Annotated in this window: 21 protein-coding genes; 15 read left to right on the top strand and 6 right to left on the bottom strand. The window is 72.8% G+C overall.

What is annotated here, in order from left to right; translation table 11 throughout:
• Window positions 1-11: 11 nt before the first annotated feature.
• Entirely contained in the window at window positions 12-1,019 is a 1,008-nt protein-coding gene (locus tag ACIBQ6_RS46000) for an alpha/beta hydrolase (protein WP_397219015.1), read from the top strand.
• A gap of 89 nt (window positions 1,020-1,108) precedes the next feature.
• Here the strand turns inward: ACIBQ6_RS46000 and ACIBQ6_RS45995 are convergent, their stop codons facing one another.
• Window positions 1,109-2,080 carry an alpha/beta hydrolase gene (locus tag ACIBQ6_RS45995; protein ID WP_397219014.1) on the bottom strand — a complete coding sequence of 324 codons (972 nt, stop codon included), beginning with the start codon at window positions 2,078-2,080 and terminating at the stop codon, window positions 1,109-1,111.
• A gap of 113 nt (window positions 2,081-2,193) precedes the next feature.
• On the opposite strand from ACIBQ6_RS45995, the gene ACIBQ6_RS45990 reads away from it, so the two are divergent.
• On the top strand, window positions 2,194-2,736 hold the full coding sequence (locus ACIBQ6_RS45990) for a hypothetical protein (RefSeq protein WP_397219013.1): 543 nt from the start codon (window positions 2,194-2,196) through the stop codon (window positions 2,734-2,736).
• A gap of 28 nt (window positions 2,737-2,764) precedes the next feature.
• On the opposite strand, the gene ACIBQ6_RS45985 is transcribed toward ACIBQ6_RS45990, so the two are convergent.
• The 5 genes from ACIBQ6_RS45985 to ACIBQ6_RS45965 form a co-directional block, all read right to left on the bottom strand.
• Window positions 2,765-3,928 carry an FAD-dependent monooxygenase gene (locus ACIBQ6_RS45985; RefSeq protein ID WP_397219012.1) on the bottom strand — a complete coding sequence of 388 codons (1,164 nt, stop codon included), beginning with the start codon at window positions 3,926-3,928 and terminating at the stop codon, window positions 2,765-2,767.
• Window positions 3,929-4,018: 90 nt separating this feature from the next.
• A complete protein-coding gene (locus ACIBQ6_RS45980; RefSeq protein WP_397219011.1) occupies window positions 4,019-4,546 on the bottom strand; it encodes a hypothetical protein in 528 nt (175 codons plus the stop codon).
• A gap of 79 nt (window positions 4,547-4,625) precedes the next feature.
• The gene (locus tag ACIBQ6_RS45975) at window positions 4,626-5,351 is read right to left on the bottom strand and encodes a LuxR C-terminal-related transcriptional regulator (protein WP_397219010.1); all 726 of its coding nucleotides are present in this window, start codon (window positions 5,349-5,351) and stop codon (window positions 4,626-4,628) included.
• A 130-nt stretch (window positions 5,352-5,481) separates the two neighbouring features.
• Window positions 5,482-6,756, bottom strand: a complete 1,275-nt coding sequence (locus ACIBQ6_RS45970) for a phytase (protein ID WP_358292734.1) — start codon at window positions 6,754-6,756, stop codon at window positions 5,482-5,484.
• Window positions 6,757-6,923: 167 nt separating this feature from the next.
• Window positions 6,924-8,093 carry an ABC transporter substrate-binding protein gene (locus tag ACIBQ6_RS45965; protein ID WP_358006489.1) on the bottom strand — a complete coding sequence of 390 codons (1,170 nt, stop codon included), beginning with the start codon at window positions 8,091-8,093 and terminating at the stop codon, window positions 6,924-6,926.
• Between the two features lie 237 nt (window positions 8,094-8,330).
• Here ACIBQ6_RS45965 and ACIBQ6_RS45960 point away from each other — a divergent pair, with 237 nt between their 5' ends.
• The 13 genes from ACIBQ6_RS45960 to mmsA all read left to right on the top strand — a co-directional run.
• On the top strand, window positions 8,331-9,302 hold the full coding sequence (locus ACIBQ6_RS45960) for a Gfo/Idh/MocA family oxidoreductase (protein WP_358292737.1): 972 nt from the start codon (window positions 8,331-8,333) through the stop codon (window positions 9,300-9,302).
• Window positions 9,299-10,141 carry a TIM barrel protein gene (locus ACIBQ6_RS45955; protein WP_397219009.1) on the top strand — a complete coding sequence of 281 codons (843 nt, stop codon included), beginning with the start codon at window positions 9,299-9,301 and terminating at the stop codon, window positions 10,139-10,141. Before ACIBQ6_RS45960 ends, ACIBQ6_RS45955 begins: the two co-directional genes overlap by 4 nt.
• A 20-nt stretch (window positions 10,142-10,161) precedes the next feature.
• Complete coding sequence (iolC, locus tag ACIBQ6_RS45950; protein ID WP_397219077.1) at window positions 10,162-11,103, top strand: 5-dehydro-2-deoxygluconokinase; 942 nt, start codon at window positions 10,162-10,164, stop codon at window positions 11,101-11,103.
• Window positions 11,096-12,007, top strand: a complete 912-nt coding sequence (locus ACIBQ6_RS45945) for a deoxyribose-phosphate aldolase (protein WP_352324729.1) — start codon at window positions 11,096-11,098, stop codon at window positions 12,005-12,007. The genes iolC and ACIBQ6_RS45945 overlap by 8 nt, the downstream gene beginning before the upstream one ends.
• Window positions 12,004-13,842: a 3D-(3,5/4)-trihydroxycyclohexane-1,2-dione acylhydrolase (decyclizing) gene (gene iolD, locus ACIBQ6_RS45940; protein WP_397219007.1), complete on the top strand. Its 1,839-nt coding sequence runs from the start codon at window positions 12,004-12,006 to the stop codon at window positions 13,840-13,842. The genes ACIBQ6_RS45945 and iolD overlap by 4 nt, the downstream gene beginning before the upstream one ends.
• Window positions 13,842-14,822, top strand: coding sequence for an inorganic phosphate transporter (locus tag ACIBQ6_RS45935; protein ID WP_358292745.1), 981 nt, complete (start codon window positions 13,842-13,844; stop codon window positions 14,820-14,822). The genes iolD and ACIBQ6_RS45935 overlap by 1 nt, the downstream gene beginning before the upstream one ends.
• A complete protein-coding gene (locus ACIBQ6_RS45930) occupies window positions 14,819-15,472 on the top strand; it encodes a DUF47 family protein (RefSeq protein WP_358292747.1) in 654 nt (217 codons plus the stop codon). The genes ACIBQ6_RS45935 and ACIBQ6_RS45930 overlap by 4 nt, the downstream gene beginning before the upstream one ends.
• 20 nt (window positions 15,473-15,492) lie before the next feature.
• Window positions 15,493-17,319, top strand: coding sequence for an iron ABC transporter permease (locus ACIBQ6_RS45925; protein WP_352324733.1), 1,827 nt, complete (start codon window positions 15,493-15,495; stop codon window positions 17,317-17,319).
• Window positions 17,320-18,417 carry an ABC transporter ATP-binding protein gene (locus ACIBQ6_RS45920; protein WP_397219006.1) on the top strand — a complete coding sequence of 366 codons (1,098 nt, stop codon included), beginning with the start codon at window positions 17,320-17,322 and terminating at the stop codon, window positions 18,415-18,417.
• Entirely contained in the window at window positions 18,414-19,178 is a 765-nt protein-coding gene (locus ACIBQ6_RS45915) for an HAD-IA family hydrolase (RefSeq protein WP_358292752.1), read from the top strand. Before ACIBQ6_RS45920 ends, ACIBQ6_RS45915 begins: the two co-directional genes overlap by 4 nt.
• Window positions 19,169-20,029: an inositol monophosphatase family protein gene (locus ACIBQ6_RS45910; RefSeq protein ID WP_397219005.1), complete on the top strand. Its 861-nt coding sequence runs from the start codon at window positions 19,169-19,171 to the stop codon at window positions 20,027-20,029. The genes ACIBQ6_RS45915 and ACIBQ6_RS45910 overlap by 10 nt, the downstream gene beginning before the upstream one ends.
• Entirely contained in the window at window positions 20,026-20,808 is a 783-nt protein-coding gene (locus ACIBQ6_RS45905; RefSeq protein ID WP_358292757.1) for a Cof-type HAD-IIB family hydrolase, read from the top strand. The genes ACIBQ6_RS45910 and ACIBQ6_RS45905 overlap by 4 nt, the downstream gene beginning before the upstream one ends.
• Window positions 20,805-21,766, top strand: a 962-nt coding sequence (mmsA, locus tag ACIBQ6_RS45900) for a CoA-acylating methylmalonate-semialdehyde dehydrogenase (RefSeq protein ID WP_397219003.1), incomplete at its 3' end; no start/stop codon positions are given. The genes ACIBQ6_RS45905 and mmsA, both read left to right, overlap by 4 nt.

Here is a 21,766-nt window from a genome sequence, read left to right as displayed (position 1 = left end):
CCAGGAGAACCATGCCCCCCACCCCCGTGCCTCCAACTCCCGCGCCCCCCGTCCCCGTGCCCTTCGACCCGGCGCTGGCCGTGGTCCTGGACGGCATGCCCCGGCCGGACGGCCCCGCCCCCACCCTGGAGACCATCCCGCTGATGCGCGCCGCCGGGGCGGCCATGCCCACGCCGCCGGTCGCCGAGGTGATCGGCGACCGCGAGATCGACGCCGAGGAGCTGCTCGTCCCCGGCCCGGCCGGCGCGCCGGACCTGGAGGTCACGGTGTTGCGCCCGCGCCGCCTGCGGGCCCCGGTCCCCGGGCTGTACAACATCCACGGCGGCGGCATGATCACCGGCCATCGGGCCATGGACACGCCGCGCCTGGTCGCGCTCGTCGAGGAGCTGGGCGTCGTCGCCGTCAACGTCGAGTACCGCCTGGCCCCCGAGCACCCCCACCCGGCGCCGGTCGAGGACTGCTACGCCGGGCTGGCCTGGATGTCGCGGCACGCCGCCGAGCTCGGCGTGGATCCCGGGCGCGTGGTGGTCATGGGCGGCAGCGCCGGCGGCGGCCTGGCGGCCGGGGTCGCCCTGCTGGCCCGCGACCGGGGCGGCCCGCGCCTGGCCGGCCAGCTCCTGCTGTGCCCGATGCTGGACGACCGCAACACCACCGTCTCCAGCCACCAGTACGACGGCCTCGGCACCTGGCCGCGCGCCCTTAACGTGCTGGGCTGGCGGGCACTGCTCGGCGAGCGGGCCGGCGACCCGGACGCCGACGTGCCCTGTCACGCGGCCCCGGCGCGGGCGGCCGACCTGTCGGGGCTGCCGCCCGCGTTCGTCGAAGCGGGGGCCGCCGAGCTGTTCCGTGACGAGGACGTCGCGTACGCCACGCGGATCTGGGCGGCCGGCGGGCAGGCCGAGCTGCACATCTGGAACGGCGCCTTCCACGGGTTCGACATCTTCGCGCCGGACCACGAGATCACCCGCGCCGCCCTCGCCACCCGCCTCTCCTGGCTCCACCGCATCCTCACCCCCTGACCCCACACCGTCCCCCGCGTCGTGCGGAAGGCGTCCGGGGTGGTGGGGGGAGGGTGAGGTGCCCACGGCCCTCCGATCCGGCAGACGGGTCAGATGCCCAGGGTGCGTTGCAGCCAGGAGTGTTTGGCTTCCTGGGCGGCGCGGGAGACGCGGGCGCCTGGGGTGCCGGTGAAGCCGTGGTGGCCGCCGGCCCACACGTGCAGTTCCGCCTGGCCGCCGGTCGCCCAGATGCGGCCGGCGAACTCGACCGCCTCGTCCCGGAACACCTCGGCCGCCCCGACCTCGACGAAGACCGGCGGCAGCCCCGACAGGTCGGCCGCCCGCGCCGGGACTTCGTGCGGCAGCACGTCCGGGCCGCCGCGCCGGTCGCCGAGCAGGGCGGTCCAGGCGGTGTCGTTGTTGTTGCGGTCCCAGGCGCCGATGCCGTCGTACTGGAGGCTCGACACGGTCGAGTTCCGGTCGTCGATCATGGGCGCGCCGACGTAGAGCCCGGCGGCGGCGGGGCCGTTCCGGTCGCGGGCCATGATGCCGACGGACGCGGTGAGCCCGCCGCCCGCGCTGAAGCCGGACACGAGCAGCCGCCCCGGGTCGAACCCCAGCTCCTCGGCGTGTCCGGCGGTCCAGACGAAGCCCGCGTAGCAGTCCTCGGCCGCCGCCGGGGCCGGGTTCTCCGGGGCGAGCCGGTACTCGACCGTCACCCCGACCATGCCGTGCTCCAGGGTCGCCTGGATCAGGCCCTCGATGCCGAAGAAGCGGGTGCCGAGGATCATCCCGCCGCCGTGGATCTCGTACACGGCCGCGGCGCCGGGCGCGGGGCCGCCCTTGGGACGGACGACCGTGAGCGTGACGTCGGGGGCGCCCTCGGGGCCGGGCACGTCCACGTCCCACCACTCGACGGGACGGCCGGCGACGATCGTCTCCATGGGCGGGATGAGCTCGGCGAAGATCTCGCGGTTGCGCTGGATGGTGTCCGCGCGCAGCGGAACGCTCTCGACCGCCGCCAGGAACGCCGCGAGACCTTCCGCCAGCTCAGGGTCGTAGGGAACGGGGACGTAGCTCATCGTGCCGCCTCTCGGAGCCGAACGGACGGCTTAAAGTCTACGAGCGTAGAAGCGGTCTGTCCTGATATACACGGGTACGCGATCAGTCCGACCATGCCCCCAAGGAGAAGACCATGGTGAAGAGACTCCTCGAAGCGACCCCGTTACGCGCGGGGGTCGTCGCCGCCGTCGCGCTGACCGGCACACTGCTGACCTCCGCCCCGGCCGACGCCGCCACGGCGGGCCTGCAGGCCGCGGCCGTCCAGACCTCCTCGGCCGTCCAGGAGGCGGCCTCCCGCCCGGCCAACGGCCGGATCGTCTACGACCGTCTCAGCGGCGGCCGCGGCGTACTCAAGATCAAGAACGGCACGTCGAAGGACGGCGTCGTCACCATCGTCAAGGGCCGGACCAAGGCGATCAGCGTCTACGTCCGCGCGCGGTCCACGGCCCGCATCCGGGACGTCCGGGACGGCACGTACCGCATCTTCTTCACCACCGGCTACCGGTTCAGCGTGTCGAAGGGCCGCTTCACCAGGGGTGCGACGTACCAGAAGTTCAACGACCGGCTGCGCTTCCGCACGACCTCGACGCAGTACACCATCTGGACGCTGACCCTGAACCCGATCAAGGGCGGCAACGCCCGCACCAGCCCCGTGAACCCCAAGGACTTCCCCTGATCGGGGCCTGAGCGGGCGCGCCTCCCGGTCAGTCCTTGCCGGAGCCGCCGAACCCACCGAAAAAGCTGAGAACGCGGTCGACCTGGACGTACATCCGGGGCGGCAGGTGCGGCAGCACCCGGGAGTGCCGCTGGCCGAGCAGCGCGATGAACTCGACCGGCGAGAGGTCGATGTAGCGCGTCAGGCTCTCGTACCACTGGGCGCTGAGGCGGGCCGACTTCTGGTGCGGGCGGATCGCCTTGCGGCGTTCGCGGTCGTAGCGGGCGAGGGCGGCCGGGAGCTCCGGCTCCTGGTTCAGCGCGTTGACCAGGAAGGCGGCGTCCCCGAAGGCCAGGGCGGTGCCCGCGCCGATGGAGTAGTGGGTGGTGTGCGCGGCGTCCCCGAGCAGGACGAGGTCGTCGTGGTACCACGTGCGGTTGGTCAGCGTGCGGAAGTTCAGCCAGTACGCGCTGCCGTCAGTGTGCGCCCGTCCGATCAGCGGATGGCCGTCCAGGACGTCGGCGAAGATCTTCTCCAGCAGCGCCAGGCCGTCGGCCGCGGCGGCCTGGTCGAGGCCGAGCCCCTTCCAGGTCTCGGGGGAGCACTCGACGACGCACGTGCTGTGGTCTCCGCTGTAGACGTAGCAGTAGCACCAGATCCAGCCGTGCGGGGTCTCGGAGAAGGCGAAGGTGAAGGCGTCGAAGACCTTCGTGGTGCCGAGCCAGATGTAGTGGTTGCGGCCGACCGCGATCTCGGTGCCGAAATGCTCGGCGTGCGGCTCGCGCAGCGTGCTGTTGATGCCGTCACCGGCCACGACCAGGTCGGCGTCGAGCTCCTCCCGGGAGGCGATCTCGCGGCCGTGCTCGACGTGCACGCCCAGGGAGCGGGCGCGGTCGGCCAGGATGTCGAGCAGGCGGTGGCGGCAGATGCCGAAGCCCTCGTCGGACTCGGTGAGCGTCACCGTCGCGCGGTCCTGGATGTGGGTGACCCAGCTGTCCCAGCGGATCGAGTTCTCCCTGATGACGTCCGCCGACTCCGGGTCGGCGGCGCGCAGGTTCTTGAGCAGGTCGTCCCAGTAGGTCACGCCCCAGCCGTAGGTGGTCCCGGCCGGGTTGCGCTCGTAGACGGCGACCTCGTGGGACGGGTCGACCCGCTTCATCAGGATCGAGAAGTACAGGTTGGCGGGCCCACCGCCGACGCAGGCGACCTTCACACTAGCTCCCCTAGCGACAGAAAGTAATCAATTCAACACAGAGAGTATCAGAGGGTCTGTGCCGGGGGAGAAGGCGCGCCCGCCGGACGGTCAGGCCGCCGCCCGCGCCGTACCGCGCAGGCCGAGGGTGAGGCTGCCGGCCAGCAGCACGACGCCGGACAGCACCCCGCTGACGACCGGCACCCACGCCACCGCGGGCGTGGCGGCCAGGACGAGCCCGCCGGCGCCGAGCAGCGTGAGCGCGACGCCCGGCACGGCGATGCTCCAGTCCTTCCAGATCGGCGCCAGCGCGACGAAGTGCACGCCCACCACGAAGGCCACCCACGCCACGTTCCCCTCCTCGGGCCGCCCGAGCGCGGCCAGCACCCGCAGCCCGCCGAACAGCAGGACCGCCTCGGCCACGACCACGGCCAGGTAGCCGGGCCCGAACATGCCCCGCCGACCGGCCGCGGCGGGACGTTCCGCGCGCACGGCACGGAACCACATCGCCAGCACGCCCGCCGCCGCCAGGCACGCGGCGGCCCGCAGCAGGTTCGCGGTCACGGAGCCGAGCGGGCCGTGCGCGTTGACGACGACGAACACCGCGCCGAACACCGCGCCGACCAGCAATCCAGTCATTTTCTGCATGACGTCCATCGAAGCGCCCGCCGCGGCCCGCCCGCACGGGTGCTGGGACGAGAACGAGGTAGCCCTGGCCCTACCTCGCCACGCCGCGCAGGTAGGCCAGCACCGCCAGCACCCGCCGGTTGGCGTCGTCGGTCGCGGGCAGGCCGAGCTTGGCGAACACGGAGGCCACGTGCTTGCCGACGGCCGCCTCCGTGATCGACAGGGCGCGGGCCACGGCGCTGTTGGAACGGCCCTCCGCGATCAGCGCCAGCACCTCCCGCTCGCGGGGCGAGAGCCGGTGGGCCGGCTCGGTGACCTCCCTGGCCCGCGCCCACGACAGCTCGAACAGGTCGATGAGGGTGGCGATCAGCCCCTGCTGCCTGATCATCAGCGCGCCCGGCGTGTAGGCGATCGGGGTGATCCGGACGAACGCCACGGACCGGTCGAAGATGAGGAGCTGCTGGATGGGTTCGTCGATGACCCGGTGCAGGTCGCCGGCGGCGTGCAGCTCCTGGATGCGGGCCGCCTTGCGCGGGTCGTCCAGCACGCTCGAATGGACGATCGTGCGCATCGACAGGCCCTCCCGCAGGGCGTCCAGCACGGTACGCCGGCTGCGCTGCTCGTCGCGGCCCTGCTCGCGCGAGCCCACCGGGTGCATGGCCCGCAGCTCGGCCGACGACCGGGTGGCGCGCAGGATCTGCCGGCGGACGAGCTCGGGGTCCTCCAGCCGCTCGACGTCGACGGGGATGCCGCGCAGCTCGCCGACCACCTCTTCCAGGCGGCGGGCGAGGTGGTCAAGCGACTGGCTCTCGGTCACGCTCCTCCTCCGCACGCGCACCCCATTCTCCCCGCCCCGCGAAGGGATGCCCAAATCGGCGAAGGGGCGCCGTCCGGCTGGACGGCGCCCCGGTTCGCGGGACCGCTGGGCGGCGGTGATCAGGCGATGATCAGTCGCGCGGGTCCCAGCCGTCGGTGTCCACGTCCAGGTCCAGCTCGTCGGCGATGTCGCCCCAGTCGGCGAACTTGAAGTTGGTGTTCTCCCGGTCCGCCGTGGCCGGCGTGTTCACGCCGTCGTGGGCGATGAACATGCCCTCGTCGAACTCGCCCAGCGGCACGTTGAGCACGGTCGAGCCGTCGCTCACCTCCGAGCCGTCGATGCCGTTCGCCTCGCCGATCCGGAACTGGCCGAGGTAGGCGTTGGAGCCCTCCCTGCGGTAGACGGCGAAGGTGTTGTCGCCCTGGCTGGAGGCCAGCAGGTAGCCCTTGCCGTCCTCGCGGTAGTAGATGGTCAGGCCCTCGGCGTCCGCGGTGAGGTGCGTGCCGCCGTAGCCGGGGTCGGCGCCGGGGGTGCACTCCTCGGTCGCGGGGTCGTAGGTGCCCGGGACGCCGTACTCGCGGACCTTGTCCACCAGGACGGGCGTGCCGGTGAGGTCGGCGCGCATCCGCCAGATGCCGACGTCCTCCTGGGCGGCGTAGAGGACGTCCCGCTCCTGGTCCACGACCATGCCCTCGACCTGCGCCTGCTCGTCCGGCTCAAGGCAGGGGGACCAGGTCTGGCCGTTCGGCAGGGTGAAGGAGCCCGGCAGGGTCAGCGTCCGCACGAGCTGGTAGCCGATCTTGCCGCCCGGCTTGGCGAGCAGCTTGACCAGGCCGACCGAGGTCTTGTGCCGGCGGCTGACCAGCGCGTACGTGCCGGTGGAGTCCTTCCAGGCGGTCAGGCCGTAGGCCGTCTCGGCGTCGTTGACCTGCTGCTGCGTCGTGTTGAACACGAACGGCGCGGCCGGGTCGGTCACGTCGGTGAGGTGGCCGTGCGAGATGGCGTAGATGCGCAGCATGTCCCGGCCGCGGTCGGAGACGATCGCCAGGTCCCTGCCGCCGAAGCCGTAGGCGACATCGACGTTGTTGAAGCGGCCCGCCTCGTCGTCAGGTCCGGGGGCGGCGGGCGCCGGCAGGTGCTGGAGCTGCTGCCCGTCGAGGTCGTAGACGTACAGGCCGCCCTTCTTGGCGGTGGCGATCACCACGCTGTCCTCGGAGTCGGACGGGTCGACCCAGATCGCCGGGTCGTCGCCGTTGGCGTCGCCGCCGGCCTCGTCGTCGTAGAGGGAGGGGGTCTCGACGTCGGGGTACACGGTCGCCACGCCGGCACCGGCCGCGGGTACGGCGATCCCGCCCAACACGGTCAACATCAGGGCTGCCAGGGAGAGCCTGGACAGGGGACGCATTGCGCCTCCTCGTTCGGGGTGTTGATGTTGCCCCAAAACGTAACGACCAGTTAACAAGAAATCAATAGGTCGTCCTTATGTCAGGACATTAGGTGTTGCACGGATGCCAGGGCATGCCGACGCGCCCGGCCGGGGATCCTCCCGGCCGGGCGGTGCGACGGTGCGCGCTAGCTGCGGTTGACGCGCCAGAAGTCCGACATGGCCTGGCGGTTCTGCAGGTCGCCGAGCAGGCCTTTGGGGTCGGTGTGGAAGAGCTGGCCCTGCCAGTCCGACAGGCCGGGCGGGGTGACCATCGGCTTGACCGTGCTGTTGCCCGAGACGCCGCCCTCGCCGATCTCGTGCTTGACGCCTTCCTCGGTCATGATGAAGTGCACGAACAGCTTGGCCGCGTTGGGGTGCTTGCTCTTGGTGGCGATCGCCGCGTACTTGGGGTAGCTGAAGCCGGTGAAGGGGGTCATCCCCTCGCAGGCGGCCTGGTGGTAGCCCTTGTCCTCGTTGTTGCGGAACTTCGAGATCGACATGAAGCCGATCTTCTTGTCCGTGGCGGCCGGCGCGCCCACGGCGGCGGAGATGTCCTCGTCGGAGCCGGTCAGCACCGGCTTGTTGAGCGACAGGCGCTTGATCCACTCCTGTGCGGCGCTCTTCTCCTCGGTCTTCAGCGGCTTGCCGTACTTGGCCTGGTAGGCCTGTTCGAGCGCCTGGTTGCCGTACGCGTCGAGCTGGGTGAAGAACGACAGCACGGTCGGCTTGCCCAGCGGGTCCTGCATCACCAGCTTGCCGGACCACTCCGGATCGGTCAGGTCCCAGACGTTCTTCACCGGGCAGCCGCCGGGGGAGAGCTTGGTGTTGTAGCCGAAGACCGTCGCCTTGGAGAGGGCGAGCAGCGGGTTCTGGTTCTCGGCGGGGATCTGGTCCTTCAGGTCGCCGGGGATCCACGTCTGGGTGACGCCCTGCGGCGCGAGCTGGCCGACCAGGACGCCGCCGTCCTCGTACATGGCCGCGTCGATGGTGACGTTGTCGGCGGCGTGCTCCCTGGTCATCTTCTCGGCCGTCTGCGGGGTGTCCGACTTCACCCCCTCCATGGCGATGCCGTACTTCGCGGTGAACGCCTTGGCCACTTCCTCGATGTCGCCGCTGGAGTCGTAGACCAGGACGCTGCCTTCCTTCTTCGCCGCGGCGACCAGCGCCTCCAGGTCGAAGTTCGCATCGAGCGACGGGCCGGGCAGCGCCTTGGCCGTCGCCGCCGCCGACGGTCCTCCGCCTGCGGTGGAGGGCGCGCACGCCACGGCGGCGGACGCCAGCAACGCCATGGAGATGATCTTCCCGGTACGCCTCATGATGGCGTCACTCCTCTTGCCTCTCGGATTCGCAAGGCGCCGCGCCAGCCCCGACCGGCGCCATTGTGTGCTCACGATGAACGTCACGTGAATAATTTGTCAAGACATTCTTACGTGGAGATCCCGCCATGGCCTGCCCCCCCAGCTACGACAGTTCATCCTTATGTCAGGACAAAGTCTTGACGGTTCATCTCCTGTTCATCTAGAACTGGAGGCCCCCCTGGATGAGGAGCGATCATGCGTGTGGGTCTGCTGGGCCTTGGACGTATAGGCATGTTCCATGCCACCACCCTGTCCGCCTTGGTTGACGAGCTCGTCGTGTCCGACGTGGACACGGCGAGGGCGGAGGAGGTGGCCCGGCGGCTCGGCGCCCGGACCGGCGATCCCTTCGACGCGGACGCGGTGGTGCTCGCGACGCCGACCTCCGCCCACGCCGAGGGCCTGCTGAGGGCGTGCGAGCGCGGAGTGCCGGCGTTCTGCGAGAAGCCGGCCGCGCCGACCGTCAAGGAGACGCTGCGGGTGGCCGAGGCCGTCGAACGGGCCGGGATCGGCGTGCACATCGGCTTCCAGCGCCGCTTCGACGCCGGCTACCGGGCCGCCCGCGAGGCGCTGCTGGCGGGCGAGCTCGGCGAGTTGCACCGCGTGCACATGCTGACCGGCGACCCGGCGCCGCCGCCCGCCGAGTACGTCGCCCAGTCCGGCGGCATCTTCCGCGACTGCCACATCCACGACTTCGACATCCTGCGCTGGGTCACCGGCCGCGAGGCGGACGTCGTCCAGGCGGTCGGCGCCAACCGCGGCGATCCGTACTTCGCCGCCGCCGAGGACGTGGACAACAGCGCCGCCCTGATCGTCATGGACGACGGCACGCTGGTCACCCTGCAGGGCTCCCGTTACAACGGCGCCGGCTACGACGTGCGCATGGAGCTGGCCGGCACGCTCGGCACCCGCGCCGTCGGGCTCGGCGACCGCACCCCGCTGCGCTCGGCCGAGGGCCTGAACCCGGACGGGCCGCCGTGGCCGGACTTCCAGACCAGGTTCGAGGACGCCTACGTCGCCGAGATGGGCGCGTTCCTGTCGATGGCCAGGGGCGAGAGCGAGAGCCCCTGCACCGTCCGCGACGCCCTGGCCGCCCTCTACCTGGCCGAGGCCGCCGACCTGGCGCGCCGCGAGGGCCGTCCGGTGCGCGTGCTGGAGGTGGCCAAGTGAGGATCGCCGCCGCACCCATCTCCTGGGGCGTGTGCGAGGTGCCCGGATGGGGACACCAGCTCACCGCCGACCGCGTGCTCGCCGAGATGGCCGAGCTGGGCCTGACCGCCACCGAGCTGGGCCCCGACGGGTTCCTGCCCGCCGACCAGGACCTGCTCGGCCGGTACGGGCTGCGCGCCGTGGGCGGATTCGTCCCCGCGGTCCTGCACGACCCCGCCCACGACCCGCTGCCCGCCCTCCGCGCCACCTGGGCCGCCTTCGACCCGGACGTGGTCGTCGTGCTGGCCGCCGCCACCGGCGCCGACGGCTACGACGCCCGTCCCGAGCTGGACGACACCGGCTGGCGCACCCTGCTCGGCAACCTCGACCGCGCCTTCCACGAGGCCAAGGGCGACGGCCGCGCGCTCACCCTGCACCCCCACGTCGGCACCATGGTCGAGACCGGCCAGGAGGTGGACCGGGTGCTCGGCGGCAGCGCCGTCCCGCTCTGCCTGGACACCGGCCACCTGCTCATCGGCGGCGGCGACCCGCTGGAGCTGGTCACCCGCGTCCCCGAGCGGATCGCCCACGTGCACCTGAAGGACGTCGACGCCGCGCTCGCCGCCCGCGTCCGGGCCGGTGAGCTGACCTACACCGACGCCGTCCGCGCCGGGATCTACCGCCGGCTCGGCCGCGGCGACGTGGACGTCCGGGGCATCGTCGAACGCCTGACCGCCGCCGGCTACGACGGCTGGTACGTCATGGAGCAGGACGTCGTCCTCGACGCCGAACCCCCGGCGGGCGCCGGCCCGGCCAACGACGTGCGGGCGGGCGTGGCGTTCCTGCGGGGCCTGGCGTGAGCGCCCTCGACGTGCTGACGATGGGCCGGGTCGGCGTGGACGTCTACCCGCTCCAGACCGGCGTGTCGCTGCGGCACGTGGAGACGTTCGGCAAGTACCTGGGCGGCAGCCCCACCAACGTGGCCGTGGCCGCCGCCCGCCTGGGCCACTCCAGCGCGGTGATCACGCGGACCGGCGACGACCCGTTCGGCGCGTTCGTCCGCGACGCGCTGCGCTCCTACGGCGTGGACGACCGCCTGGTCGGCGCCGTGCCCGGCCGGCCGACGCCGGTCACGTTCTGCGAGATCAGGCCGCCGGACGACTTCCCGCTCTACTTCTACCGCCAGGACGCGCCCGACCTGGAGATCGCGCCCGGCGACCTCGACCTGGCGGCCGTCACCGGGGCGCGGCTGTTCTGGGCCACCGTGACCGGCCTGTCGGCCGAGCCGTCCCACGCCGCCCACCTGGCCGCCTGGCAGGCCCGCGGGCGCGCCCGGCACACCGTGCTCGACCTGGACTACCGGCCCATGTTCTGGGCCGACGCGGCCACCGCCCGCGAGCGGGTGCGGCAGGCGCTCGCGCACGTCACCGTCGCGGCCGGCAACCTCGACGAGGTCGAGGTGGCCACCGGCACCCGCGACCCGCGCGCGGCCGGCGAGACCCTGCTGGAGCTGGGTGTCGAGCTGGCCATCGTCAAACAGGGCGCGGACGGCGTGCTCGGCATGACCGCCACGGAGACCGTACGGGTGCCGCCCGTCCCGGTCGAGGTGGTCAACGGGCTCGGCGCCGGCGACGCCTTCGGCGGCGCGCTCTGTCACGGCCTGCTCGAAGGCTGGCCGCTCGAACGCACCCTGCGCTTCGCCAACGCCGCGGGCGCGATCGTCGCCGGACGCCTGGCCTGCGCGCCCGCGATGCCCACGGCGGACGAGGTCGAGGCCGTCCTGTCCGCCACCCTCTCGGAAGGAGCCGTCACGCATGCGTGAGCAGGACTACCGCCGGCTGCTCGACCAGCGCGCCTGGCAGCCGGAGCGCGTCGCCGAGGCGGCGGCCGCCCGCCGGCGCCGGCCCCTCAGGAATGGCAGGGAGCAGCTGCTCATCATCGCCGCCGACCATCCGGCCCGCGGCGCCCTCGGCGTGGCCGGCCACCCGATGGCCATGCGCAGCCGCGCCGACCTGCTCGACCGGCTCATGACCGCCCTGGCCAGGCCCGGCGTGGACGGCCTGCTGGCCACCCCCGACATCGTCGAGGACCTGCTGCTGCTCGGCGCGCTCGACGACAAGATCGTCATCGGCTCGATGAACCGCGGCGGCGTGCACGGCTCGGTGTTCGAGTTCGACGATCGCTTCACCGCCTACGACGCCCCCACCATCGCCGCGATGGGCCTGGACGGCGGCAAGATGTTGTGCCGGATCGCGCTGGAGGACAGCGCCACCGCCGCCACCCTGGCCAGCTGCGGCCAGGCCGTCACCGACCTGGCCAGGCACGGCCTGATGGCGATGGTCGAGCCGTTCTGGTCCAGGCGGCAGGACGGCGTGGTGCGGCACGACCTGTCGCCCGAGGCCGTGATCCACGCCATCAGCGTCGGCCAGGGCCTCGGCGCGACCTCCGCCCGCACCTGGCTGAAGATCCCGGTCGTGCCGGAGATGGAACGCGTCGTGGAATCCACCACCCTGCCCGTGCTGCTGCTGGGCGGCGACTCCGGCCAGGACGCCGGCGAGATGTACGACTCCTGGCGCAAGGCGCTGCGCCTGCCCGGCGTCCGCGGCCTGGTGGTCGGCCGGGCGCTGCTCTACCCGCCGGACGGGGACGTGGGCGCCGCCGTGGACACCGCGCTCGGCCTGCTGGAGGGCGGCGTGCCCGACCTCGTGCAAGGAGGTGCCTCATGAGGCTGACCACGGCTCAGGCGCTGACCCGCTTCCTGGCCGCCCAGTGGTCGGAGCGCGACGGCGTCGAGCAGCGGCTGATCGCCGGCGTGCTCGGGATCTTCGGCCATGGCAACGTCGCGGGCGTCGGCCAGGCGCTGGCCGAGCAGGGCGCGGGCACGGGCGACGCGCTGCCGTACTACCTGGCCCGCAACGAGCAGGCCATGGTGCACACGGCCGTCGGCTACGCCCGCACCCGCGCGCGGCTGTCCACCTTCGCCTGCACGACGTCCATCGGGCCCGGCGCCACCAACCTGGTCACCGGCGCGGCGCTGGCCACCATCAACCGGGTGCCGGTGCTGCTGCTGCCCGGCGACGTCTTCGCCACCCGCGCCCCCGGCACGGTGCTGCAGGAGCTGGAGGACCCCCGGTCCTACGACGTGTCGGTCAACGACTCGCTGCGCCCGGTGTCGCGCTTCTTCGACCGGATCAACCGGCCCGAGCAGCTCCCGGCCGCGCTGCTGGCGGCGATGCGGGTGCTCACCGACCCCGCCGAGACGGGCGCGGTCACGCTCGCGCTGCCCCAGGACGTGCAGGCCGAGGCCTACGACTGGCCCGAGGAGCTGTTCGCCCGGCGGGTCTGGCACGTTCCCCGCCCGGTCCCGGAGCCGGCCGCGCTGGCCAGGGCGAAGGAGCTGCTGCGCGGCTCCCGCAGGCCGCTGATCGTGGCCGGCGGCGGCGTCAGGTACAGCGGGGCGTGGGCCGAGCTGACCCGCTTCGCCGAGAACCACGGCGTGCCGGTGGGCGAGACGCAGGCGGGCAAGGGCGCGCTGCCGTACGACCATCCCTGCGCGGCCGGCGCGATCGGCCACACCGGCACCGACGCGGCCAACACCCTGGCCCGCGAGGCCGACCTGGTCATCGGCGTCGGCACCCGCTACACCGACTTCACCACCGCCTCCAGGACGCTGTTCGGGCAGGCCGCCTTCCTCAACGTCAACGTCACCGCCTTCGACGCGGCCAAGAACGCGGGCGCCACGCTCGTCGCCGACGCCCGCGAGGCCCTGCGCGCCCTCGACGACGTGGACTGGCGGGCCGACCCCGAATGGACCCACCGGGCCGCCGCCCTGGCCGCCGCCTGGCAGTCGGAGATCGGCCACACCTACGCGGGCGCCGAGCTCACCCAGCCCGTCCTGCTCGGCATCCTCAACGGGGTCGCCGAAGGCGGCGTGGTGGTCAACGCGGCCGGCTCCATGCCGGGCGACCTGCACCGCCTCTGGCGGCCCGCCGACCCCGAGCAGTACCACGTCGAGTACGGCTACTCGTGCATGGGCTACGAGATCGCCGGCGGCCTCGGGGTGAAGCTGGCCGCGCCGGAACGCGAGGTGTTCGTGCTGGTCGGCGACGGGTCGTACCTGATGATGGCGCAGGAGATCGCGACCGCCGTGCAGGAGCGGATCAAGCTGGTGATCGTCCTGGTGGACAACCGGGGCTTCGCCTCCATCGGCAACCTCAGCGAGTCGGTGGGCGCCCGGCGGCTCGGCACCGCGTACCGCACCCGCGGCCCCGGAGGCGAGCTGGACGGCGACCCCCTGCCGGTGGATCTCGCCGCCAACGCCGCCAGCCTGGGCGCCGACGTGCTGCGCGCCGACGGCCCCGAGTCGCTGCGGGCCGCCCTGGTCAAGGCCAGGGAGTCGGCCAGGACCACCGTCGTGTACGTCGAACCCGTCCCCGGCGGCGGCCCCGGCGCGCAGGCCTGGTGGGACGTGCCGGTCGCGCAGGTGTCCGGCCTGCCCGAGGTCAGGGCCGCGCGCGAGCGCTACGACGAGGCCAAGCGCGACCAGCGGCTCTACCTCTGATGGGCTGGACGCTGGCCTTCGCCGCGGTGGCCGTCCTGTTCGTGCTGATCAGCGGGGCCAACGACGGCGCCACGCTGATCGGCCTCGGCCTGCGCTTCCCGCGCACGCCCGGCTGGCTGGCCGCCGCGCTGCTGGTGGCGGTCCTGTTCGCCGGGCCGTACGTGCTGGGCGTCGCGGTCGCGCGGACCTTCACCGAAGGGCTCGCGGGGCTCGACTCGGGCAGCGGCGCGGCCGTGTTCCTGGCCGGCGTGGTGATCGCCGTCGTGGTGGTGGCGGCGCTGACCGGCAGAGGACTGCCCACCAGCCTGACGCTGGCGGTGATCGGCGGCATCGCGGGCGCCGGGCTCGGCGCCGGGCTGCCGGTGGCCTGGCCGAGCCTGATCACCGTGCTGGCGATCGGGGCGTGCGCGCCGCTGGTCGGGCTGGCGCTCGGCTACCTGCTGGGGACCGCGTCCCGGCGGGTGCCGTCCTCGCGCCGGATGCCGGGACTGGTGCTGGCCGCCCACCTGGTGGCGTACGCGGCCCAGTGCCTGGCCTACGCCGTCAACGACGGCCAGAAGATGATCGCCGTGGTGAGCGTCGCCGTGGACGTCGGCCGCAACGGGCTCGGCCGGGTCGGGCCCGTCCAGCTCTCGCCGGGGTGGATGGCCGTGCTGGTGGCGCTGTTCCTGGCCGGGGCGCTGACCACGCTGCCCCGGGTGGGCGGGCGGGTCGGCCGCGGCCTGGTCATCACCCGGCCGCTGCACGTGCTGTCGGCCGAGACGGCGGCCACCGGCGCCGTCCTCGGCAGCTCGGCCCTGGGCAGCCCGGTGAGCATGACCCAGTCCGTGACCGCCGGGGTCGTCGGCGTGGTGGCAAGCGAAGGAAGCAGGAGGGTGCGATGGCAAGGAGTGCTGAACATGGGTACGGCGTGGCTGGTCACGCTGCCGTCGTCCATGGCCCTGGGCGCCCTGGCCGGGCTCGGCCTGAGGCTGCTGTGAGCGGCGGACGGCCCCGCCGGCTCGCCCGCGCCTGGGACGAGCTGCGCGGCCGGTCCGGACGGCGGGTGATCGACCTCATCCGCGGCCAGGTGGCCGTCGCCAGGGAGGGCGCCGTGCTGGCCCGCTCGGCCGCCTCGGGCACGACCGGCCAGGCCGCCGCCCGCGCCCGCATGGCCGAGGTCGAGCACGAGGGCGACGCCGCCCGCGCCGAGCTCGTCCGGACGCTGAAACGGGTGCTGGCCACCCCCATCGACAGGGAGGACCTGTTCCGGCTCTCCCGCTCGATCGACGACGTGCTGGACCAGTTACGCGACTTCGTCCGCGAGGCCGACCTGTTCGGGCCCGCCGACCTCACCTTCGCCGCCGAGCCGCTGGGCGCCGTCATCGACGGCCTGGACCAGCTCGAACAGGCCCTGCTGAAGATCACCGGCGATCCCGGCTCGGTCACCGTGGCCGTGCTCGCCACCCGCAAGTCCCGCAGCCGCGTCCGCCAGCTCCACCAGGCCCGGCTCACCGAGCTGTTCGCCGGCCCGCTGGACATGGACACCCTGCGCGAACGCGAGCTGCTCTCCCGCCTGGACGCCGTGGGCCGCCGGCTCGGCGAGGCCGCCGACGCCCTCGCTGACGCCATGCTCAAACGAAGCCACTGAAAACCCCCCGAAGGAAGACCATGGCTGTTCTGACCAAGACGGAGCCGCCGCCTCGCCCGCCGAGACGGCGCCGACTCCGCTACCGCCTGCAGGTCCTGCGGCACGACCCGACCGCCGCGCTCGGCCTGATCCTCGTCGTCCTGCTCGCCTACCTCGTCGTCGCCCCCCTGATCGCGGTCCTGTCGGACGCCTTCCGCCTCCAGTTCGGCGACGAGCTGCACGCCGGCCAGCAGCCGGGCGAGTGGACCGGCTACTACCTGTGGCGGGTCTTCCGCTCCCAGATCAGCGGCCTGCTGTTCTGGGGCCCGCTGGTCAACACGCTGGTCGTCGCGGTCGGCACCGTGCTGTTCGCGCTGCTGCTCGGCGGCGGGATGGCCTGGCTGGTGACCCGGACCAACGTGCCCGGCCGCAAGTGGCTGGCGGGGGCGCTGGTGGTGCCGTACATGCTGCCGTCGTGGACGTTCTCGCTGGCCTGGCTGACGCTGTTCAAGAACGAGCGGGCCGGCGGCCAGGTGGGCTTCCTGGAGTCGGCCGGCGTGCGCACCCCCGACTGGCTGGCCTACGGCCCGCTGCCGATCATCGTCACGCTCGGGCTGCACTACTACCCGTTCGTGCTGCTGCTGGTCGGCAACGCGCTGCGCCGGATCGACGTCCAGCTGGAGGACTCGGCCCGGATCCTCGGGGCGCCGCGGCGCGTCGTCGTGCGGCGGATCGTGGTGCCGCTGATGCTGCCCGCGCTCTCCTCGGCCGTGCTGCTCGTGGTCGGGCGGGTGCTCGGCACGTTCGGCACCCCGTACGTGCTCGGCCTGCCCGCCGACTACCAGGTGCTGTCCACCGGGCTGTTCCAGTCGATCAGGGACCGCAGCACCGGCGTGGCCTCCGTGCTCGCCACCGTCATCGTGATCATCGGCGTGCTGATCGTCTTCACCGACATGCGGCTGATGCGCGAGCAGCGCAGGTTCGTCACCGTCGGCGGCAAGGGCGCGATGGACCGGCTGGGCGACCTGCGCGGCTGGCGCTGGCCCGCGTTCGCGCTGGGCGCGGTGGTCTTCGTGGTCAGCGTGCTGATCCCGGTGCTCACGCTGCTGCTGTCCACGCTCACCCGCACGCCGCTGGACCTGTCGACCCTGACGCTCGACTACTGGATCGCCGACCGGCTGCCCGGCGCGGTCGGGTTCCCGCACGGCATCCTGCGCGGCTCCGAGCTGTGGCAGGCCGCCTGGAACTCGCTGCGCATCGTCGGCCTGGCCTCGCTGATCTGCGCGGTCGCCGGCCTGCTCATCGGGTACGTCGTCGTCCGCGGCACCGCGCCGCGCATCGCCGGGTTCCTGCGCCAGGTGTCGTTCCTGCCGTACCTCATCCCCGGCATCGCCTTCGCCGCCGCCTCGCTGTCGCTGTTCGCCGTCGCCCGCGGGCCCGTCCCGGCGCTGTACGGGACGACGTTCCTGCTGATCCTGGTCATGGCCGTGACGCACCTGCCGTACAGCTCGCGCTCGGGCATCGCGGCGATGATGCAGCTCGGCCGGGAGCCGGAGGAGGCCGCGCAGATCGCCGGGGCCTCCTGGTGGCACCGGATGCGGCGGATCATCTTCCCGATCCAGAAGGGCGCCCTGGTCACCGGCATCGTGTTGCCGTTCATCTCGGGGCTGAAGGAGCTCAGCATCGTCGTGATGCTGACCACCACCGGCACCCAGCTTCTCACGACGCTCTCCATCGGCCTGGTCGACTACGGATACACGCAGCTCGCCAACGGCGTCGTCCTCATGATCGCTTTGCTCTCCTTCACCATGACTTCCCTGACCCAGCGGCTGACCAAGAGCAGCCTGGCGTCCGGCCTAGGAGGATAGATGCCGAACATCACCTTGAGCGCAGTCTCCAAGAGCTACGGCGGCGGCGACTACGCGGTGAAGAACCTCGACCTCGTGGTCCCCGACGGCGCCTTCATGTGCCTGCTCGGCCCCTCCGGCTGCGGCAAGACCACCACGTTGCGCATGATCGCCGGCCTCGAACAGCCCACCGCGGGCAGCATCGCCGTCGGCGAGCGCGTCCTGGACTCCGTCGAGCAGGGCGTCTACGTCCCGCCCGAGAAGCGGGCGATGGGGCTGGTGTTCCAGAACTACGCGCTCTGGCCGCACCTGTCCGTGCGCGACAACGTGGAGTTCGGGCTGCGCATGCGCAAGGTGCCCGCCCCCGAGCGGCGCTCGCGGGCCGAGGCGGCGCTGAAGATGGTGCACGTCGACGCCGCCATGGACCGCTACCCCTCCCAGCTGTCCGGCGGCCAGCAGCAGCGCGTCGCGCTGGCCAGGATGCTCGCGGTCAACCCGTCCGTGCTGCTGCTGGACGAGCCGCTGTCCAACCTCGACGCCCGGCTGCGGCTGGAGATGCGGGCCGAGCTCAAGCGCATCCACGAGGAGTCCGGCGCGACGATCGTCTTCGTCACCCACGACCAGCTCGAAGCCCTCACCATGGCCACCGACGTCGCCGTCATGAACGAGGGCGAGCTGCAGCAGCTCGCCGCGCCCATGGAGATGTACGAGCGGCCCGCCAACCGGTTCGTCGCCGAGTTCGTCGGCAGCCCGCCGATGGCCATCGTGGACGCCGGACCGGCGCCCGGCGGGCTGGCCGGATCCCTGCTGCGGTTCGTCGAGGCGCGCGGCTCGGGGGTCATCCCGTCCGCCGTCGGCATCCGGCCCGAGGCGCTGCGGCTCGGCACACCGCCCGCCGCCGCCTGGAGCGAGGAGGCGCTGGTCGAGGCCGTGCTGCCGGCTGGCTCCTCCTGGACGGTACGGCTGCGCGTCCTGGACACCGAGCTGTTCGCCCTGTCGTACACGCCGGTGCGGGCCGCGCCCGGCGACGTGCTGCCCTGCTGGACCGAGCAGCTCCACCTGTTCGGCGCGGACGGCGCCCGCATCTCCTCCTGGGACCGGGCGGAGGTGACCGCGTGATCCGCCCCAAGGCGCTGCTCCTGGACTTCGGCGGCGTGATCGTCGAGACCGCCAAGCGCCCGTCCTGGGCGGCCGAGCTGGCCGCCGAGGTGCACGCCATGCTGGCCAGGACCGGGTTCGACGGCCTGACGGCCGAGGACGTCGAGAGCGACATCCGGGCCGGGGCGCGGGCCGACAAGTACTGGAAGGACTCCACGTCCCGGCAGTTCGCGCCCGAGGAGATGACCCACCGCCGGTTCTGGGCCGAGTTCGTCGCCACCGACTGGCCCGAGCAGGCCCGCACGCTGGTCACCGTCGAGGCGACGCCCCTGTGCAAGCGCATGGGCGAGCTGCGCAGCGACCGGAAGCTGCGCACCGGCATGGCGGAGCTGCTGAACGCCTGCCTGCGCAACGGCGTCGTCCCCGCCGTCGTCAGCAACGCGCTGTGCGGGGCCGTGCACCGCGACTACCTGGCCGGAAGCGGGCTGGAGCACCTGTTCGCCGCGCAGGTCTACAGCGACGAGGTCGGCGTGCGCAAGCCGAACCCCGAGATGATCCTGCTCGCCTGCCGCGCCCTCGGCGTGGACCCGGCCGACGCCTGGTACGTCGGCGACAACTACGACCGGGACGTGATCTGCGGCGCCCGGGCCGGGGCGGGGGCGACCGTCCTGATGGTCTCCGCGAGCACCGACAAGATCCCGTACCGGGTGCGGCAGAGCCCTCAGGCCACGGTCGAGGACCCCCGCGCCCTGCTGACCCTCCTGGAGGAGACATGGACGTGAACACCTCTCGCGAGCTGGCCGCCATCGCGGCCGAGGCGGCCAGGGCGGTCGGCGACCGGCTGCGCGGCGCCTTCCGCTCGCGTCCGGAGATCCAGACCAAGCGCGACTTCCACGACCCGGTGACCGAGCACGACAAGGCGGCCGAGGAGGGCATCCGCGAGGTGCTCGACCGGCTCTGCCCCGACAGCGTCGTGGTGGGCGAGGAGGGCGGCACCAGGGGACAGGGCGCCATCAGCTGGTACGTCGACCCCATCGACGGCACCGCCAACTTCGCCGTCGGCCTGCCGTTCTTCTGCACCTCGATCGCCGCCGCCGTGGACGGCGAGGTGGTGGCCGGGGTGATCTACGACCCGGTGCGCGACGACGAGTTCACCGCCTGGCTCGGCGGGGCCGTCTGCAACGGCGAGCCGCTGCGCAGCGCGGGCGCCCGCGCCGACCGCGAGGCGGTGCTGCTGTCCAGCTATCCCACGCCGCGCGACCTGGCCGAGGACGAGGAGGGCGCGCTGCGCCGCTTCTCCAGGATGACCCAGTCGTTCGCGACCATCCGCCGTCCGGGCAGCGCCGCGCTCAAGCTCGCCCACGTCGCCGCCGGCTGGTCCGACGTCGCGTACGGCACCCGCGTCAACGCCTGGGACGTCGCGGCCGGATCCCTGCTGGTCAGGCAGGCCGGCGGCGTCTACATCCCGCTGTCGGGCAGCGTCTTCGAGCCGGGCGGCTACCTGGCCTGCGTCGGCGGGTTCGACCTGACCTCCTCGGTGCTGGCCGACGTGGCCGACGTGGCCGCCGGGGCCGTCGGGGCTGCCGGGGCCGTCAGGGCCGCCGACGTCGCGGGGGCGGGGAGCGCGACGTGATCCGCTGGATCGTGACCGACCTCGACGGCACGCTCGTCGGGCGCGACCTGGCCATGGTGCCCGCCGCCCGGGACGCGCTGCGCCGCTACCGGGCCGCGGGCGGCGAGGTCGTCATCGCCACCGGCCGCATGGAACGCTCGGCCCGCCCCTACTACGACGAGCTGGGCCTGGACGGCCCGGCCATCCTCTACAACGGCGCCCGCACCGTGAACCTGGCGACCGGCGAGGTGCTGCGCTCCCGCCACCTGCCCGCCACCGCCTGGAAGACGCTGCTCGGCCTGTTCGGCGAGCTGCCCGCGGGCGTGTACCCGGTGGCGTTCTCCGGCGGGGAGGCGCTGGCCGTGGACGACGTCCCGGAACTGCGGGACTACGCCCGGCGGGACGGCATCACGCTGCGCGACCCCGGCGACTGGGCGGCGCTGCCCCCCGACGGGATCACCAAGTGCATGCTGATCGGCGACCGCCTCCCGGACCTGGACATCGCGGGCACGGTCACCGTCCGGTCGGAGGCGACGTACCTGGAGGTGCTGCCGGAGGGGGCGACCAAGGGCAGCGCCCTGCGCGAGCTGGCGAAGGCGCGGGGGGTGCCGCTGGAGCAGGTCGCCGCCATCGGCGACAACCCCAACGACATCGACATGATCCAGGCCGCCGGCCTGGGCATCGCGGTCGGCGACGGCCATCCCGACGTCCTGTCGGCCGCGGACGTGGTCTCGCGTCCCTGCGCCGAGGGCGCGCTCGTGGACGCGGTGGAACTGGCACTGGGAGAGGGAGAACGGTGAAGTCGGTCAAGCACTGGATCAACGGCGCCCTGACGGACGGCGGCGACCGGACGGCGGAGATCTTCGACCCGGCCACGGGTGAGGTCGGCGGTCACGTGGCGCTGGCGTCGGTGGCCGAGGTGGACGCGGCGGTGGCCGCCGCGGTGGCGGCCTTCCCGGCCTGGCGGGACTCCTCGCTGATCAAGCGCGGCCGGGTCCTGTTCCGGTTCCGTGAGTTGATGTACGCCCATCGTGACGAGCTGGCCGGGTTGATCTCGGCCGAGCACGGCAAGGTGCATGCGGACGCGTTGGGGGAGGTGGCGCGCGGGCTGGAGGTGGTGGAGTTCGCGTGCGGGATTCCGCATCTGCTCAAGGGTGGTTTCTCCGAGGGTGTCTCGACTCGGGTGGATTCGTATTCGATGCGGCAGCCGTTGGGGGTGGTGGCGGGGATCACGCCGTTCAACTTCCCGGCGATGGTGCCGATGTGGATGTTTCCGGTGGCGATCGCGTGTGGGAACGCGTTCGTGTTGAAGCCGTCGGAGCGGGATCCGTCTGCGTCGTTGCTGATGGCGCGGTTGTGGCAGGAGGCCGGGCTGCCTGAGGGCGTGTTCTCGGTGGTGCAGGGCGACAAGGTGGCGGTGGACCGGCTGCTGGAGCATCCGGACGTGGCGGCGGTGTCGTTCGTGGGTTCGACGCCGATCGCCCGGTACGTGTACGAGAGGGGCAGTGCGCACGGCAAGCGGGTGCAGGCGCTGGGCGGGGCCAAGAACCACATGCTGGTGCTGCCGGACGCGGATCTGGATCTGGTGGCTGATGCGGCGGTGTCGGCGGGGTTCGGGTCGGCGGGTGAGCGGTGCATGGCGATCTCGGTCGTGCTGGCGGTGGATCCGGTGGGGGATGAGCTGGTCGGCAAGATCGTGGAGCGGGTGGGCCGGTTGGTGGTGGGGCCGGGGGATGATCCGCGGTCGGAGATGGGGCC

The sequence above is a fragment of the Nonomuraea sp. NPDC049655 genome, from assembly GCF_044465465.1.
Taxonomy (GTDB): domain Bacteria; phylum Actinomycetota; class Actinomycetes; order Streptosporangiales; family Streptosporangiaceae; genus Nonomuraea.
The sequence above is the reverse complement of the archived record's forward strand: the minus strand, read 5'-3'. Positions and strand labels throughout refer to the sequence as shown.